This is a genomic window from Salipaludibacillus keqinensis (assembly GCF_003226325.1).
GTDB classification, from domain to species: domain Bacteria; phylum Bacillota; class Bacilli; order Bacillales; family Salisediminibacteriaceae; genus Salipaludibacillus; species Salipaludibacillus keqinensis.
Window position 1 is genome coordinate 377,026 of record NZ_PDOD01000003.1, and the last position, 16,684, is coordinate 393,709.

A 16,684-nucleotide genomic window follows, 5' to 3' on the forward strand; every position below is an offset into this window, starting at 1 on the left:
ACATGGGACTCCGTGTACTTAAAAACGAGGAAGAAGAAATGAAAAATCAATCGGTTACTCAACATTCTCAGAAAGAAGAAAAGCCGAAGAAAATAAAAAAGAAAACGCCATTCACAAAATTTCTTTATAACGTGTTTATTTACTCACTGTTAATTTTGATGACTATTGTAACGATAGGACCATTTTTATGGTTATTGTCTACGGCTTTAAAATCTGGAGCAGAAAACATCTTTGCTTATCCTCCTAAATTCATTCCTGAACAACCTACTTTATCAAATTTTGCTAGAGTAATGGATGCATTCCCCTTCTGGCGATATTTATTTAATAGTTCGCTTGTTTCATTCGTAACGGTTATATTAAATCTCGTCTTATGCTCGTTGGCAGCTTATCCATTAGCTCGAATGAAGTTTAAAGGCAAGAATATCATTTTTATCTTAATATTAAGTACGATGATGATTCCATTCCAATTATTGATGATTCCTATTTATTTATTAGCTTTGGATCTTGGGTTGAATAACACTTACGCAGGAGTGATTCTCCCACATGCGACCACAGCTTTCGGTATCTTTTTAATTCGACAGGCGTTCATGACGATCCCGTACGAATTAGAAGAATCGGCGCGAATAGATGGATGTAACAGTTTTCAAATTTGGTTGAAAATTCTTATGCCACTTGTGAAACCGTCATTAGTCACACTAGCTATTTTCACATTTATGATGTCTTGGGGAGATTTTTTATGGCCGTTAATTATTTTGGACGATACTAGTATGTATACCTTACCTCTTGGTGTAAATGCTTTAGCGGGTAGTTTCTCTTCAGATTGGAGACTAATTGCAGCTGGTTCGATCATCTCAATTTTACCAATTATCATATTCTTTATCTTTATGCAAAAATACTTTATTGGCGGCGTAATGAAAGGAGCTGTGAAAGGATGACAATTGAATCTGATTTTCAATATGAAACGACTATTCCTGTCACAGCTCATTATGAGACGATAGTGATCGGTGGAGGATGGGCCGGTGTGACAGCTGCCTGTGCTTCTGCCAGGAAAGGTGCTAAAACACTGCTTATAGAAAAAAGTAATTGCCTAGGCGGAAATGCTACACAAGCACTGGTTGGCCCATTCATGCCTTTTTCGGTCAAAGACAAGCCATTAGTGAAGGGGATCTTTCAAGATATTCGTGATGATGTGGTTCTGCGGGAAGGCGCCTCTGGAGAAAGCCGCGGATTTGATGTCGAGATTTTAAAACAAGTTTTAAATGAAACGGTGGAAAAGTATGATGTTGAACTCCTTCTTCATACAGCCTTGATCGATGTGGTGAAAGAAGGACGAACGGTTAAAGGAGCACTAATTCATAATAAGAGTGGGTTACAACTCGTAACGGCCGACTATTTTATCGATACGTCAGGTGATGCAGATTTGGTTCATTTAGCAGGAGGACAATACGTCGTTGGTCGTAAAGAAGACGGATTAACACAGGCGATGACAAAAATGTTTAAAATTGCTAATGTCAATATGGATGAAGTTATTCAGTATTGTCAATCGAACAGCGAACATTTCATGTTTATAGAAGACGAGGAGCTCGTCTCCATTGCTGGATTTAAAGATTTAGTAAAAGAATACAAAAATAAAGGTGAGTTCCCTTTACCTCAAGATTATATATTCTTTGTATCGACGAATCGTCGAGATGAAGTCTTAGTAAACACAACGAGAGTGGTCCTAAAGAGCGGTATTTCAGGATCAGATATTACAGCAGCTGAATTAGAAAGTTTAAACCAAGCGCACGCAGTCATGAATGTCCTAAAGAACGAAGTGCCAGGAATGGAAAGAGCGTATATTTCAACAACGGGTTCACACATCGGCATCCGGGAAACTCGGCGAATTGTTGGCGATTATGTGTTAACGAGAGATGACGTTTTATATGCGAGGAAATTTCATGATGCGATCACTCATGGAGCGTACCCTATTGATATTCATAATCCTAAGGGGGAGGGCGGAGAGTTAACAGATATTAAAGAAAACGAGTACTATGATATTCCATACCGTTCTCTTGTTCCCGTAGATTTTGATAACGTTCTGGTGGCGGGGAGATGTTTGTCTGCGACGCATTCAGCTCATTCCTCTGCGAGAATCCAAGCAACGTGTGCAGCTATGGGTGAAGCAGTAGGTACCGCAGCAGGCATCGCTTCAGAGCAGAAGATATCTGTGAGAGAAGTTGATTTATCCAGTTTGCAAAAATACTTACACGAACATGGTCATATCGTTAAACCGGATTATGTAGAAAGGGTGGAAGTGACATGAAAACAGGACATATTGTGTTTCATACCCACTGGGATAGAGAGTGGTATTTACCATTTGAAACATTCCGGCATCGGTTTATGCAAGTGATGGATCGGATTCTAGATGGGATTGATTCAAAGGAGATTGACACATTCGTCTTAGATGGTCAAGTAGCTGCCCTTGAAGATTATTTAATCGAGAACGACGATGAATTAAATAATAAAGTCATTGATTATATTGAAAAAGGGCGTTTAGTCATTGGCCCTTGGTACGTATTAGCAGACGAATTTTTAGTTACAGGTGAAGCATTGATTCGTAATTTAGAGATCGGCATGAAGAAAGCAGAGCAACTGGGTGGCGTTCAAAAAGTTGGTTATTTGCCTGATACGTTCGGTCATATCGGTCAAATGCCACAATTACTGAACCAATTTCAGATTAATAATTCATTTTTATGGAGGGGAGTTTTACCCGAGAAGTCTGAATTTGTTTGGAAAGCACCAGATGGATCATCGGTGTTAGCGATTTTCTTGCCTGATGGGTACTATCAACCACTGCTTAATGAGATAAATCCTGAAAAAGCTGTCCAGTCTTTCATTGAAAAAGTGCAGCCATGGACAGATTCAGATCAACTCCTGTTACCGAACGGCGGAGATCATCTTATGCCTTCATTACAAGGAATGAAGGAAGTCATTGATTCCATTCAAAGCGTTGGCAGTGTTCATTGGAAACAAAGCACATTGGAAGACTATCTTCGAGATGTAAGAAAAAGTTTAGTAGGTACTGACGCTCTGCCAGAACATCAAGGAGAAATGAGGTCTAATAATCACTTTTATATTTTGCCGAATGTCTTGTCTACAAGAACGTATTTAAAAGAACAAAATCAGCGGATGGAAGACAAACTTACAGGACATGTGGAGCCTTTGATTGCTTACGCTTCTTTTATGAACAACCATTGTTTCAGAAAAACCTACTTAGAAAATTCGTGGAAGCTGCTATTAGAAAATCACCCTCACGACAGCATTTGTGGGTGCAGTGTGGATAACGTACATAGAGAGATGGAAACGAGGACAATGAAGTTGGAGCAGCGGTTGGACGTTTCTATAACAGAGGCGCAAGAAATTCTCGGGATGAGAACAGGGCTCGTTAGTGGTCAGGCTTCTCGATCTCCATTTGACGATGATTTGTATTTTTCAGTTTTTAATCCTCACCCTTGGAACTACACGGGTTTCATTAAAGGGGAGCTATGGCTAAATGAAGAAGAAGAATTCGCAAAAGGGTTTTATCTCAATAACAGCAAAGGTGAGAGGATCTCTCCCATTGTGATCAAATCAGAGAGAGGAGAGTTTTTCGCTTCACCAAGAGATGCGGCCCCTGATTTCAAGACAATGACAAAATATACGTTTGGGTTTCATTGCGCCGATTTAAAGGGACTGTCGATGACACCCTTTGAAGTCAAATATGGTGAACATGATCAGCTTAAACAAAAAGATCGCTGGAAGATGGAGAATGCTTCGTTGTCCATAGAACTTGAAAAAGAGGGAACGCTCACAATGCTAGATAAAAAATCAGGTAATAAAATATCTGGACTTATGAACATATATTCATCCATGGATGCGGGGGACGAATATAATTATTCACCACCAACCAATGATCCAGTGACGTTCGCTGAGCTAGCAGAGGATCCAGTAGTTTTTGAAGGTGAGGGCTACTCTACCATGAAGTACCGCCTTTTATTGAATCTACCGAAACAGTTAAATAATGATCGAACAGGTCCTTCCAATGAAACAATTCAATCAGTTGTAACGATCTCTCTCCAATTAACAGAAGCCACGCATATGAACGTGAATATTCATATAAGTAATCATGCTAGTGATCAACGTTTACGAGCGATTTTTCCTATTGGAACTAGTATCCTTGAATCTAAAAGCGATTCTAGTTTCGAATGGGTCACACGCCCTGCTAAAAAGGAAGAATTAGTAGATGCAAGAAAAGGGACAGAAGTTCCTGTCGTTGTAGAACCGTCGCACTCCGCCATTATTGGTTATAACGATCAACGTTCTCAAGGCATTGCACTCGGTCAGCGCGGTCTGCAAGAATATCAAGTGATCGAGAAAGAGCAAGAGGATGAAATTCATTTAACTTTACTTCGAAGTGTTGGATGGTTATCTCGAGATGACCTCCGTACAAGAGGAGGAGGAGCAGGGCCTCGCTTAGAGACTCCGGAAGCTCAGTGTATAGGAGATTATTCATTTGATCTCATTGTTGCACCGTTTAATGAGACGAAATCTGAATCCCAATGGTTGAGAACCGTCAAAGAGTTTCGTGTTCCTCCCCTTGTCCTCTCCGGCCATGCTGAATCACAAGAAGGAAAGGGCTTGTTGACAATTGACGATCCAGATTTGCAATGGAGCGCCGTTCGTCCAGTTGATCAAGGGATTGAATGCAGGTTGTGGAACCCTACAAACAAAGAGATCGTGTTCTTTGCCGAATCGACCGCTCGAAACGTAGAAAAGTGGTCTTTAAACGGAGAGAAGTTAAAGGAGATTGACATACGAAATGGGGTATGGGAAGACACAGTTGCTTCTCATGAAATAGTGACATATCTATTGAAGAGACAACATCCTGATTTATAAACTTTACGGGGGAGATCATGTTGCCTCCCTTTTTTACATAGATCCTTTCATGACTAGGAAGGTTCGTTAGATTTATGAGGAGGTTATAAAGATGACGTCTGATATTGCATTATTGCCAGTGGATGCACGCCCGGTGACAAGATTACTTCCAGCTCAATTAATAAATGTAGCAGGTAGGTCCGTTCGTCTTCCTGATAAAGAGATACTTGGTTTTTTAAAGGAACCCGGAGATGTCGCCGCTCTGCATGAGTGGTTACGCCAGCAAGTACATCAAGTTAAAGGTTTTGTTCTTTCTATTGATATGTTGATTTATGGTGGGCTCGTTCCTTCGAGAGTAAGTCCTATTGATCTCTCAGAAGCAAAAAAAAGATTGAATCTACTTAAAGAATTGAAATTGGAAAACCCTGATTGTTTAATTTTTGCCTATAGCACAACGATGAGATTGTCGAACTCTTATGTGAATGAAGAGGAGAAGGACTACTGGAGCGAATTTGGAAAAGAGCTTTGGAAACTGTCTTTTCATTCTCATCGACTAGAGCAAACAGGAGAGCCAGATTCACAGAGAGTGATAGAAGAGGTAACTCGAGCAATTCCTTCACATATTATAAAAGACTATACAGAAACGAGAAAACGCAATTTCCTTTTGAATCAATATTTATTAGACGAAGTGGAAAATGAAGTGATTGATTTACTAGTATTTCCTCAAGACGATACTTCAGAGTATGGTTTCAATATATCAGAACAGCAACAGTTGTCTCAGCTTGCGGATGAAAAAAAGTTATTCGACCAAGTTCTTATATATCCTGGTGCAGATGAAGTGGCAAGTGTTATGGCAACACGAATGGTATTTGAACTAGCTCATGAGCCACTCCCCTCATTTTATCCGATATACAGCGGAGAGAAAGGTTCTCTCCTTAATGCCATGTATGAAGACAGACCGATAGCCGAATCAGTAAAAGGTCAAGTGCATGCTTTAGGAGCTTCCTGTGAAGATGAGATTAAAGAGGCGGATATCGTATTAGCCGTTAACGTACCAGGTAAAAAACAGGGAGACCTAGCTTTGCAACTTGATTTGAATGGGGTTCATACGGCTGATCGTAACTTAGGAGAATGGTTACATAGGATGGATCGTTATATTAATAAAGGAAAAGAAGTAGCGGTAGCGGATGTGGCTTATGCAAATGGAGCTGATCCAGCGGTTATCCCCCGCTTATTAAATAAAATTAACTGGAAAGAATTATTATCATACGCTGGCTGGAATACAGCTGGAAATACAATCGGAACGGTAGTCGCTCAAAGTGCATTAGTCTATTTAGCGAAAAAAGAGAAAAAGAACTTTCAAAAGAAAAATGAAGAAGTTCTCGTCCTTCGCATGCTCGAAGATTATTTATATCAGACGGTAATAAGAAAAATTGTAAGAGAAACTGCACCAGAAGGAGAAAAATCCGTTGACCTCGAAGGTAGAGTATCAAGGATATTTTTAGAAAGATCGCAAGAATGGCTTATGACGAATGATATGAACCAATTTCTTATTTCTGATGTGCATTTACCTTGGAAACGAACGTTTGAGATCGGCTTTCTTGTTCAGCAAAGAAAGGATGAATGATGCGTGACTATGGAAAAAAACAGAATTGGCATTGATATTGGAGGAACGTCGATCAAAGCGGGGGTTATAGCTCCTAATGGTCATATGCTTGCCCATAGAGAAACGGCTACTCCGTTAAACCCTCATCAAGGAATGGATCAAATTAAAGGGTTAATCGGCGAATGGCTATCTAATAGTGAAACTACTATTGGTGTGGCGGCCCCTGGACCAATGGATTTGGCTCATGGCACATTCTTAGACCCGCCTAATTTAAAAGGGTGGCATGGATACTGTTTCGTTGACCAGTTTGAAAAAAAGATCGGAAAGGCATGCTTATTTGAAAATGATGCGAACGCAGCCGCCGTGGGGGAGTACTTTGCGGGAGCTGGGAAAGACGCTCAAAGCATGGCTTATATTACGATCAGTACAGGTATTGGTGCTGGAATTGTACTGAATGGGCAGCTACTAACGGGAGCACAATTCAGTGCTGGGGAAGTAGGGAATATGATTATTTCAGGTGAAGGCCCTACACAAGAAGGATTAAATACAGGCTCGTGGGAGTCGTTAGCTTCTGGAACAGCCATCAAGAAGCGAATTCAGGAACTATACCATTCTGATGGGGGCGCGCAAGAATTGCTCATGCGTGTGAATAAGGGAGAAATAGAGGCTATCGAACTTTTTCAAGAATGGATCGGATATTTAGCTGCTGGAATCGCTAACCTGATTCATGTTGTCAACCCTGCTGTCATTGTACTAGGGGGAGGAGTGATGCAAGGAAAAGATGTGATTCTTCCTGCATTAGTCCCGGCGGTCAAAGAGAGAGTGTACGCAAGCTTAGCAGACTCCATTGATATTCGCCCGGCCCTGTTGAGCACAAAAGCTGGTGTCGTAGGTGCATCTTATTTACCGCATGTTAAAAGACTTTAGAAATATCATAAGTGATACCCTGAAAATCCAGCTTAGATCATATGGCAACATTCAATACAAATAATTTCATCAACCTCACTATGCAACCTTCATGAAACCGTACATTGGACAAGTGATGACTCATAAGAAAGAAGGAATTATTCGAGTCATCGAAAATCTCTCTGCTATTTCAGATGAAAATGCGGCTAGCACAGAGGAAATGTCCGTCGCCATTGAAGAGCAGACAGCCTCAATGGAAGAGATCGCAAGTTCCAGCGAGACATTAGCGAAATTAGCGGAGGAAATGCAACTGAATTTGAGTAAGTTTAAATATTAAGAAAAACCGCAACTTCCATACATTGAAGTTGCGGTTTTGATTGTAGTAGTAAAACTCAAAGATAGCGGGGGAAGATTCTTTGATCTTCTGACTTCAGTCAAGAACTTTTGCGTCACGCTCAACCCTGTTCTCATAGTCAGAGTGTAACGATTACCTTCCGGGCTTGGAATGGCTAACAAAAAGCTGACCACAGTGGTCAGCTTTTTGTCCGAAGGGTATAAAGTTACTTAAAGTTTGGAAGCCAGTCGCCGTGTGCCTCAATTAATTCATCGCACATAGCAACGATGTCGTCCATAGAAAGCTCGGCACTTGTATGGGGATCGAGCATGGCAGCTTGATAAATGTGCTCTTTTTTACCTGTTACAATGGCTTCGATCGTTAATAATTGTGTATTGATGTTTGTTCGATTCAAAGCGGCAAGTTGTTCGGGAAGATGTCCGATGTAAGTAGGTAATATGCCATTGCGATCGACGACACAAGGGACTTCAACACAAGCGTTTTCAGGAAGGTTTGAAATAAGTCCACCTGTGTTCATGACATTTCCCCCGAATTTGAACGGTACGTTTGTTTCCATCGCTTCAATGATATGTGAACCGTATTCTTTCGAACGTTCGTGAGATAACTGAGCATTATGAACAATTTCCTCTCGCATATCTTCCCATTCCTTGATTTGATTCACACAGCGGCGCGGGTATTCATCTAGCGGAATATTGAACCGATCGATGAGTTCAGGATATTGGCTCTTGATAAAATAAGGGTGATATTCAGCATTGTGCTCGGATGATTCCGTAATGTAGTAGCCGAACTTATCCATCAATTCAAAGCGAACCATGTCCCCATGCTTTTCTTTTTGTTTTTCTTTCGCCCTTTTTTTAATTTCAGGATACAAGTCTTTTCCGTCTTTCTTCACTTCTAACAACCAAGCCATATGATTAATTCCTGCGATTCGTTCTTCGACCCCCTCAACATCCATGTCTAGTGTCTCAAAGAGCTCTTTTGTACAAACTTGTACGCTGTGACAGAGGCCGATTGTTTTCACATTCGTGTAGCGAAGCATAAAACCAGTTAATGAGGCCATTGGGTTCGTATAGTTTAATAACAGTGCGTCAGGACAAACTTCTTCCATATCCTTGGCGATGTCTAACATGACGGGAATGGTTCGTAACGTGCGGAACAGGCCGCCGATTCCAATGGTATCTCCGATGGTTTGCTTCAAACCGTATTTTTTCGGAATCTCAAAATCAATCACGGTACTAGGTTCATAGCCACCTACTTGAATGGCGTTAATCACATATTTGGCGCCTTTCAAAGCTTCTTTTCTATCTAAATAAGAAACGATCTTAATTGACTGGTTGTACTTTTGAGATAGGTTTTTCAGCATTTGTTCAGACTCTTGCAATCTTTTTTCATCAATGTCATGCAGTGCGAATTCAAATCCATTTAGTACAGGGACAAACATACAGTCTCCGAGAATATTTTTCGCGAAAATCGTGCTACCTGCCCCGATGAATGTAATTTTTTTGATCATACTTATTCCACTCCTTCTATTATTTTTCATATTGGCATTCGGTTATGAAGATAGTGATACTGAAAGCGCTTTAAAAAAACACTAAACAAACATAGAATTAAACTTCGACCGAATCACCTCTATGTTCTTTAATTGGAACGCATGACTCCCGATATTCAATTCGACAGGGATGGATGATTTTTGCTGGAACCTCTCTACCCTCGATCCGTTCACTTAATAGTTTTACTGCTGATTTCCCCATTTGCTCTGAGTAAATCTTTGCAGTGGTCAACGGAGGATTGACGTATTTAGCAATTTCAATGTCATTAAAGCTAGTAATAGACACGTCATTAGGTACATTTAGTCCTTCTTCATGCAGAGCGCGAATCGCTCCAATGGCAATCGGATCACTTGCAATCAGAAAAGCAGAAGGAAAGTTGCCTTTTTTTATCGCTTGTTTCATCAGTTGGTAGCCAGCATCCGTAGACCAATCTCCAATATAAACGTGCTGAGGATTATAAAGGCCCCGTTTTTCCATTACTCTTTTATATGGAATGAACCTCATTTTTTCAATATTTTCAATGATTCCTAAATCTGACTCATGGGAGGGGGTGTGAGTAATTTCATTTCCACCTAAATAGCCAATATTTTTATGGCCCATAGAGAACATATACTCCATTAATTGAGTTGCAGCACCGAAAAAATCTGATGTGACACTATCAAATAAGTCTGTTCTTGGTGATTCGTCTACGAATACGACTCTGTCATGTTGCGCATAGATTTGTTCAACAATACTACCTGAAATATTCCCAACAACGATGAGTCCTTCCAAATCAGTGAAGTTCGTTTCTTCTATTGAATCTTGTCCAAGCCTTATAACGGAAGAAATAGTAAAACCTAATTTCACACTTGCTGATTCTATTCCCCTACGGATACTCATAAAGTACTCGTCTTCATATTCATGATCTTTCGAACAAAAGATGATTAACCCGATAGATAATTTAGGGGAAGCTTCTGACATCGTTTGCTTTCTTTTAGATGAAGGAAGATAGTTTAACTTTTTTGCTGACTGGAATACTCGTTCTCTAGTTGTATCAGCAACAGACAAATTAGGATCCCGGTTCAACACACGGGATACCGTAGCAATTGAAACATTCGCATCTCGAGCGACGTCTTTTAAATTTGACATGATACACCTCCAATCAATTCAAGTAAAATTTTACTTAACAACAATTTATCATAGTTTTAATTTTAGTTCAATATGCAAAAAAGTCTGATGACTAAAAAAGGAAATTAATACTTGTATATAACGGTTATTACCTGTTATACAGTTGTTAAATAAATTATTAGAAATTTTAATTTTTTACTTGAAAGCGGTTACTGAATCTGTTATATTCTAATTACAGAAAGATAAAATTTTAGTAAAAAACAAACGCTAGGTGAACGATTTTTACTATTTATCTATTTTAGGTAAGGTGGTTTTTATTCTTTTAGATTTAAAAGGCGTTAAGCCTAATTAAACAAGGGGGTACACAATGAAAAAAGTATTAGCAAAGTTGACTGTTGGTTTTGGTGCGGTGGCTATGTTGGCGGCGTGTGGAGGAAATAATGATAACGGAAATGATGTAAATAACGGAAACAATAATAATGGAGAAACATCTTCTGGGGATGGAGACGCAAACGTTGTTTTATATTCTACAATGCAATCAGATGGTGAAAGAGGTGCGTTTGAAGAAATCGTTGCTGATTTCGAAAGTGAAAATCCGGGCATTACAATAGAGGCAAATTTCCCAGGTGGAAGTTATGAAGATCAACTTCGAGTGATGATGGCCGCTGATGATTTACCTGATTTATTTGATACACATGGTTGGTCACAGCTTCGATATGGTGATTATACAGAAGACTTAGCGGACATGGACTGGGTTGAAAATCTTGATCCTGCGATGGAACAAATTATCATGGATGATGAAGGGAAGGTTTATACTTACCCATTGAATCAAGCGCAAGATGGTATTACTTATAATGTAGCCATTCTGGAGGAACACGGTATTGAGCCGCCAACAACGTGGGATGATTTTGTCGCAGCATTAGAAACAATTAGAGACGAAGGTGACGGAACGGTTACACCACTTTGGATAGGTGGAGGAGATAACTGGACACTTGCGCAAATGGTTGACCAAATGCTTACACCTGCATTTATTACAGATGACAACAATGATTATAGTGAAGAACTATTAGATGGATCGTTTGATTGGAGCAACTATGAGTGGTTAGCTGAAGAAATTCTCGCTTTAAAAGAAAATGATTTGCTAAATCAAGATGTATTAACAGCTCAGTTTGCTCAAGCAACGGAAATCATGGCCAATAACCAAGCCGCGTTTATGTTCATCGTAGGTTCGATCGGACCTGATGCAACGGAAATGAACCCAGATACACAAGTTGGTTTATTACCAACGCCAGCTGTCCATGAAGGGGATGACCCATCTTGGATTGGTGGAGAAAGATTTACATTCTCTGTTGCTGAAAATTCAGAAGTAAAAGACGAAGCAAAACAATTCATTGAATTCTTAGCTCAAGAAGAAAATGCGCAAAAAATGGCAGAGGCAACAAACCTATCTTCTGCATTAGTGAATGTTGAAGCGGATACGTACTATGCAGAGTACTATGATAGGTATTCTGATTTAGAAATCGAGCCTTACTTCGACCGTGTTTATTTACCAAGTGGAATGTGGGATGTGATGGCAAATACAACTGCTGAATTGTTAGCAGGTGGCACGCCAGAGCAAGCTGCCAATGAAATGGAATCAGAGTACCATCGCTTAAGAGATCAATAAACAGCAATTGGATTAAAAGGGGCAGGCGTGTTCTGCTCCTTTTCATTTCGATGGACCCTTAAGGCAAAAGAGTAAGGAGATGGAACGACATGAGTGAACTTGCAGGGAAAGTTAGTAACACTGTGAACCCAAAAAAACCTAAAAACTACAAGGTTGAGAAACATTCGTCTCTATGGTGGATGTATCTTCCAGCACTTCTTTTTGTTACCACATTTATCGTTTATCCTTTCATCAACGGGTTTCGTATTTCATTTACGGACTGGAATGGATTTTCACAAGAAAGTAATTTCATCGGCTTAGATCAATATAGAAGAATGTTTTCTGATCCAACAACTTGGACGGTAGTGCGAAACACATTACTTTACGGTATTGGTAGTACTATTTTGCAAAACGTTATCGGACTTGGTTACGCTCTTCTGTTAAATAGCAAAATCAAAATGAGAACGCTGACGAGAACGGTCGTTTATCTTCCAGTTATTATAAGCCCATTAATTATGGGGTACATTTTCTACCTTATTTTTGCATTCCAAAACGGTGCATTAAACGATGCGATTACATTCTTTGGATTTAATCCAATCAATGCGTTAGGGAATCCAAGCGTTAATCCATTAATTATTGTACTTGTTAATACGTATCAATTTGTTGGTATTGCGATGATTATTTATTTGGCTGGACTGCAAAGCATTTCGAAAGATTATTATGAAGCGGCAGATATTGATGGAGCTTCTGCGTTTCAGCAGTTTAAATCGATTACTTTGCCACTATTAGCCCCTTCCATAACAATCAATGTTGTGTTGAATATCATCGGTGGTTTGAAGTTGTTCGATGTGATCATTGCCTTAACAGGTGGTGGACCAGGGAATGCTTCGCAATCCAGTTCAACATTTATGTATTCTTTGTATTTCAGCAGACAAGATGCTGGTTATGCTGCAACTCAAGGGATATTGGTTGCGTTTATGATTTTGATTATCAGCCTTCTAGCACTGTGGTATTTCAAACGGAAGGAGATTGAAGCCTAATGAGTACGACAAAAAAAATGATTTTAACTTTAGTTGCGTTTTTCATTACTGTTTTCCATATCATTCCCTTTTATATTTTGATTACGACGTCCTTAAAAGTAAGAGGTGATTTCAGCTCTAGGTGGACGTTTCCAGATTACTTTACGTTAGAAAACTTTACGACAGCTTGGCAAAGTGCCAACCTAGGAAATGCGTTTATGAATTCCTTTATCATCACAATTGGGGCAGCTATCTTATTAATTTTCTTCGGTTCTATGGCAGCTTACCCTCTTGCAAGACGAGCGACAAAACTAAACAAAGCAATACTCGTTCTTTTTGTTGCAATTATGGTTGTGCCACCATTAACGGCACTTGTACCTTTGTATCAAATGGTAGTCGAAATTGGTATGTTAAACACAAGAACGGTAGCGATTTTAAACAATGTAGCCGCATTTATGCCATTGACGATTTTCTTATATTCCGGTTTCATTCGCTCCACGATTCCAAAGGAATTAGAAGAAGCAGCGAAAATTGATGGATGTAGCACATTTGGGATTTTCTTTAAAATTGTTTTCCCACTGTTGAAACCAGTGACGGCTTCCGTATTAATTATTGCTTGTGTATTTATTTGGAACGACTACCAATTTGCAATCTTCTTCTTGCAAAGTAGCGACGTACACACGTTGACTGTCGCGATGGATAGCTTCGTTGGAGCAAATCAGAATAATCTTGGACTCGTGGCTGCTGCAGCGTTTATGGCAATGATTCCAATGGCGATCTTGTTCCTATTCTTGCAAAAATACTTTATTGCTGGTCTTTCATCAGGTGCAGTAAAAGGATAATAAAGGTGACTTGAAAGGCGAAATTGTTGTAATGGAGGAAAAGACATGCCGATATATTTCAATGAAAAAACGAAAGAATTTCATTTACAAAACAATGGATTAAGCTATATTTTTACGATCATGAAAAACAATCAGTTAGGTCACCTATATTATGGGAAGAGAATTCGCAACCGAGAGTCTTTCCAACATCTTTACCGAGAACAACCTCGAGCAGGAATGTCCTGTGTGTTTGAAGGAGATTTATCATTTTCATTAGACATTCTAAGACAAGAATATCCTGCTTATGGTTCTACAGATTACCGGGAACCTGCATATCAGATTCTTCAAGAGAATGGAAGCCGTACGACAATGTTTGAATACGATTCTCACAGTATTTTTTCTGGCAAACCGTTATTAGAAGGATTGCCAGCCACATACACCGAACAAGAAGAAGAAGCAACAACGCTTATTATTACATTAGTAGATTCTTTGATTGATGCAAAAATCGAGTTGTCCTATACCATCTATGAAAAGAGAAATGTTATCACAAGAAGTGCGAAGTTTATCAATAAAGGGGATCAGAAACTCGTCTTAAATCGAGCGCTTAGCACGAGTGTTGATATGTTTGATGCGGATTATGAGATGGTTCAACTTTCAGGTTCTTGGTCTAGGGAGCGTCACGTGAAAACGAGAGAACTTCAATCAGGGATCCAAAGTATTTCTAGCACTCGTGGAACGAGTAGTTCGCAGCAAAATCCATTCCTTGCATTGAAACGCCCAGACACGAATGAACATCAGGGGGAAGCCTATGGATTCAACTTTGTTTATAGTGGAAATTTCCTTGCTCAAGTAGAAGTAGATCATTACGACGTTGCCCGCGTGACGATGGGGATTAACCCGTTTGATTTTCATTGGTTACTAGAGCCGGGCGAAATGTTTCAAGCACCAGAAGTAGTCATGGTTTATTCTGACACAGGGTTGAATGGTATGAGTCAGACATATCATGACCTTTACCGTGAGCGTCTCGTGCGTGGTCCTTGGAAAAATAAGGAGCGTCCTGTTTTAGTTAACAATTGGGAAGCCACGTACTTTGATTTCAATGAAGAAAAGTTATTGTCGATTGCAAAAGAATCAAAAGATCTTGGTATCGAGCTGTTTGTGTTGGATGATGGTTGGTTTGGTAAACGAGATGATGATACAACGTCATTAGGAGACTGGTTCACAGACGAAGCGAAACTTCCAAATGGAGTCGAAGGAATCGCTGAAAAAATTACCGATCTCGGGATGGCATTTGGTCTTTGGTTTGAACCAGAAATGGTGAACAAAGAAAGTGAATTGTATAAAAAACATCCCGAATGGATTATTCAAGTTGAAGGAAGAAGAGCTTCTCACGGAAGGCATCAATTCGTGTTGGACTTTTCTCGACAAGAAGTCGTCAGTCATTTATTTGATCAAATGGCTGAAGTGTTGAAGAAAGCACCTATCACGTATGTGAAGTGGGATATGAATCGATACATGACAGAAATTGGTTCTGCGAAACTGCCACCTGAACGTCAAAGTGAGATTGCCCATCGTTATATTTTAGGTGTGTATGAATTATATGAGCGTCTAACAAGAGCATTTCCAGACGTATTGTTTGAATCATGTGCTAGTGGTGGTTGTCGCTTTGATCCAGGGATGCTTTATTATGCTCCGCAAACGTGGACGAGTGATGATACTGATGCAGTTGAACGATTGAAAATTCAATATGGAACAACGATGGCCTATCCGTTAAGCTCTCTTGGTGCTCACGTATCAGATGTGCCGAATCATCAAGTACACAGACATACGAGCTTGAAAATGAGAGGAGACGTGTCTTTCTTCGGAATGTTCGGTTACGAATTGGACATCACAAATATGTCCCAAGACGAAAAAGAGGCTGTCAAAAAACAGGTCGAATTTTACAAAGAGCATCGACAACTTATTCAAAACGGAACATTCTACCGGTTAATCAGTCCATTTGAGGATGGTGGAAATCGAGTAGGTTGGATGGTTGTTTCTAAAGACAAACAAGTAGCATTAGCTGGTTATTACAAAATACTTGCTGAGCCAAACCCAGGGTTTAAACGAATGATCCTAAAAGGATTGGACGAGAAAAAAGAGTATAGGATTGAAGGGAAAGCCGGAAGCTTTTATGGTGATGAATTAATGGGACCAGGTTTGATGATCGAAAATGAATATTCAGGTTCTGTTCCTCCTCAAGACGACAACATTGGAGATTTCAAGTCTTCTCTATACAAGCTGACGGCTGTCAATTAATTGATAATAGCCTCTATCCGTTAAAATAGGGTAGGGGCTTTTTCTTGAAATACGAAAGGATGTGAGAATAATAGCCATCATCGGATTACTGGCAGCAGTGTTAACAACGGTTTCTTTTTTACCACAAGCGATAAAAACAATCAAAGAAAAAAACACCGAAAGCATCTCACTGGGGATGTACACTTTGTTTACGACAGGAGTTTTTTTATGGCTTGTGTACGGACTTATGATCAAGGATGTTCCTATTATTGCAGCAAATTTGGTTACCTTTGCCCTCGCTAGTTTTATATTGGGAATGAAGTTGAAATATAAATAGGCTTAGGCTCCCATACGAATGTTTCGCACCATGATGAATGAAAATGGTTATCTTTAACGACGAGCGAGAGTGGAAGATTAAACCGAAACTGTGTTTTGAACTCTCTTTATTATTACAAAGAAAAAGGATGTTGCGCTTTCTCAACATCCTGAGTAGTTTTTCTTAATT

Annotated in this window: 13 protein-coding genes; 11 read left to right on the top strand and 2 right to left on the bottom strand. The window is 39.7% G+C overall.

The genetic code is table 11. From position 1 onward, the window contains the following. Window positions 1–2: 2 nt before the first annotated feature. The 6 genes from CR194_RS13950 (at window position 3) to CR194_RS13975 (ending at window position 7,742) form a co-directional block, all read left to right on the top strand. The gene (locus CR194_RS13950) at window positions 3–935 is read left to right on the top strand and encodes a carbohydrate ABC transporter permease (protein ID WP_233254372.1); all 933 of its coding nucleotides are present in this window, start codon (window positions 3–5) and stop codon (window positions 933–935) included. Further along, the gene (locus CR194_RS13955; RefSeq protein ID WP_110610293.1) at window positions 932–2,302 is read left to right on the top strand and encodes an FAD-dependent oxidoreductase; all 1,371 of its coding nucleotides are present in this window, start codon (window positions 932–934) and stop codon (window positions 2,300–2,302) included. The genes CR194_RS13950 and CR194_RS13955 overlap by 4 nt, the downstream gene beginning before the upstream one ends. Continuing rightward, window positions 2,299–4,914 (top strand): glycoside hydrolase family 38 N-terminal domain-containing protein, encoded by a 2,616-nt coding sequence (locus tag CR194_RS13960; RefSeq protein ID WP_110610294.1) that lies wholly within the window; start codon window positions 2,299–2,301, stop codon window positions 4,912–4,914. Before CR194_RS13955 ends, CR194_RS13960 begins: the two co-directional genes overlap by 4 nt. Before the next feature lie 91 nt (window positions 4,915–5,005). Then, window positions 5,006–6,520, top strand: a complete 1,515-nt coding sequence (locus tag CR194_RS13965; protein WP_110610295.1) for a DUF4127 family protein — start codon at window positions 5,006–5,008, stop codon at window positions 6,518–6,520. A 9-nt stretch (window positions 6,521–6,529) separates the two neighbouring features. After that, complete coding sequence (locus CR194_RS13970) at window positions 6,530–7,426, top strand: ROK family protein (RefSeq protein ID WP_233254382.1); 897 nt, start codon at window positions 6,530–6,532, stop codon at window positions 7,424–7,426. Window positions 7,427–7,517: 91 nt separating this feature from the next. Next, window positions 7,518–7,742 carry a methyl-accepting chemotaxis protein gene (locus tag CR194_RS13975; protein ID WP_146035959.1) on the top strand — a complete coding sequence of 75 codons (225 nt, stop codon included), beginning with the start codon at window positions 7,518–7,520 and terminating at the stop codon, window positions 7,740–7,742. 223 nt (window positions 7,743–7,965) lie between these two features. Here CR194_RS13975 and melA read toward each other — a convergent pair whose 3' ends face one another. Together melA and CR194_RS13985 are read right to left on the bottom strand one after the other, a co-directional pair. Then, window positions 7,966–9,267, bottom strand: a complete 1,302-nt coding sequence (gene melA, locus CR194_RS13980) for an alpha-glucosidase/alpha-galactosidase (protein WP_110610513.1) — start codon at window positions 9,265–9,267, stop codon at window positions 7,966–7,968. Between the two features lie 100 nt (window positions 9,268–9,367). Then, complete coding sequence (locus tag CR194_RS13985) at window positions 9,368–10,438, bottom strand: LacI family DNA-binding transcriptional regulator (RefSeq protein ID WP_110610298.1); 1,071 nt, start codon at window positions 10,436–10,438, stop codon at window positions 9,368–9,370. A gap of 346 nt (window positions 10,439–10,784) precedes the next feature. On the opposite strand from CR194_RS13985, the gene CR194_RS13990 reads away from it, so the two are divergent. The 5 genes from CR194_RS13990 to CR194_RS14010 all read left to right on the top strand — a co-directional run bounded on the left by CR194_RS13990 (window position 10,785) and on the right by CR194_RS14010 (window position 16,516). Continuing rightward, window positions 10,785–12,083: an ABC transporter substrate-binding protein gene (locus CR194_RS13990; RefSeq protein WP_110610299.1), complete on the top strand. Its 1,299-nt coding sequence runs from the start codon at window positions 10,785–10,787 to the stop codon at window positions 12,081–12,083. Between the two features lie 89 nt (window positions 12,084–12,172). Then, window positions 12,173–13,102: a carbohydrate ABC transporter permease gene (locus tag CR194_RS13995; RefSeq protein ID WP_110610300.1), complete on the top strand. Its 930-nt coding sequence runs from the start codon at window positions 12,173–12,175 to the stop codon at window positions 13,100–13,102. Continuing rightward, entirely contained in the window at window positions 13,102–13,923 is an 822-nt protein-coding gene (locus CR194_RS14000; RefSeq protein WP_110610301.1) for a carbohydrate ABC transporter permease, read from the top strand. Before CR194_RS13995 ends, CR194_RS14000 begins: the two co-directional genes overlap by 1 nt. 45 nt (window positions 13,924–13,968) lie before the next feature. Then, window positions 13,969–16,200 (top strand): alpha-galactosidase, encoded by a 2,232-nt coding sequence (locus tag CR194_RS14005; protein ID WP_110610302.1) that lies wholly within the window; start codon window positions 13,969–13,971, stop codon window positions 16,198–16,200. Between the two features lie 61 nt (window positions 16,201–16,261). Next, window positions 16,262–16,516, top strand: coding sequence for a SemiSWEET transporter (locus CR194_RS14010; RefSeq protein ID WP_110610303.1), 255 nt, complete (start codon window positions 16,262–16,264; stop codon window positions 16,514–16,516). Window positions 16,517–16,684 lie beyond the last annotated feature (168 nt).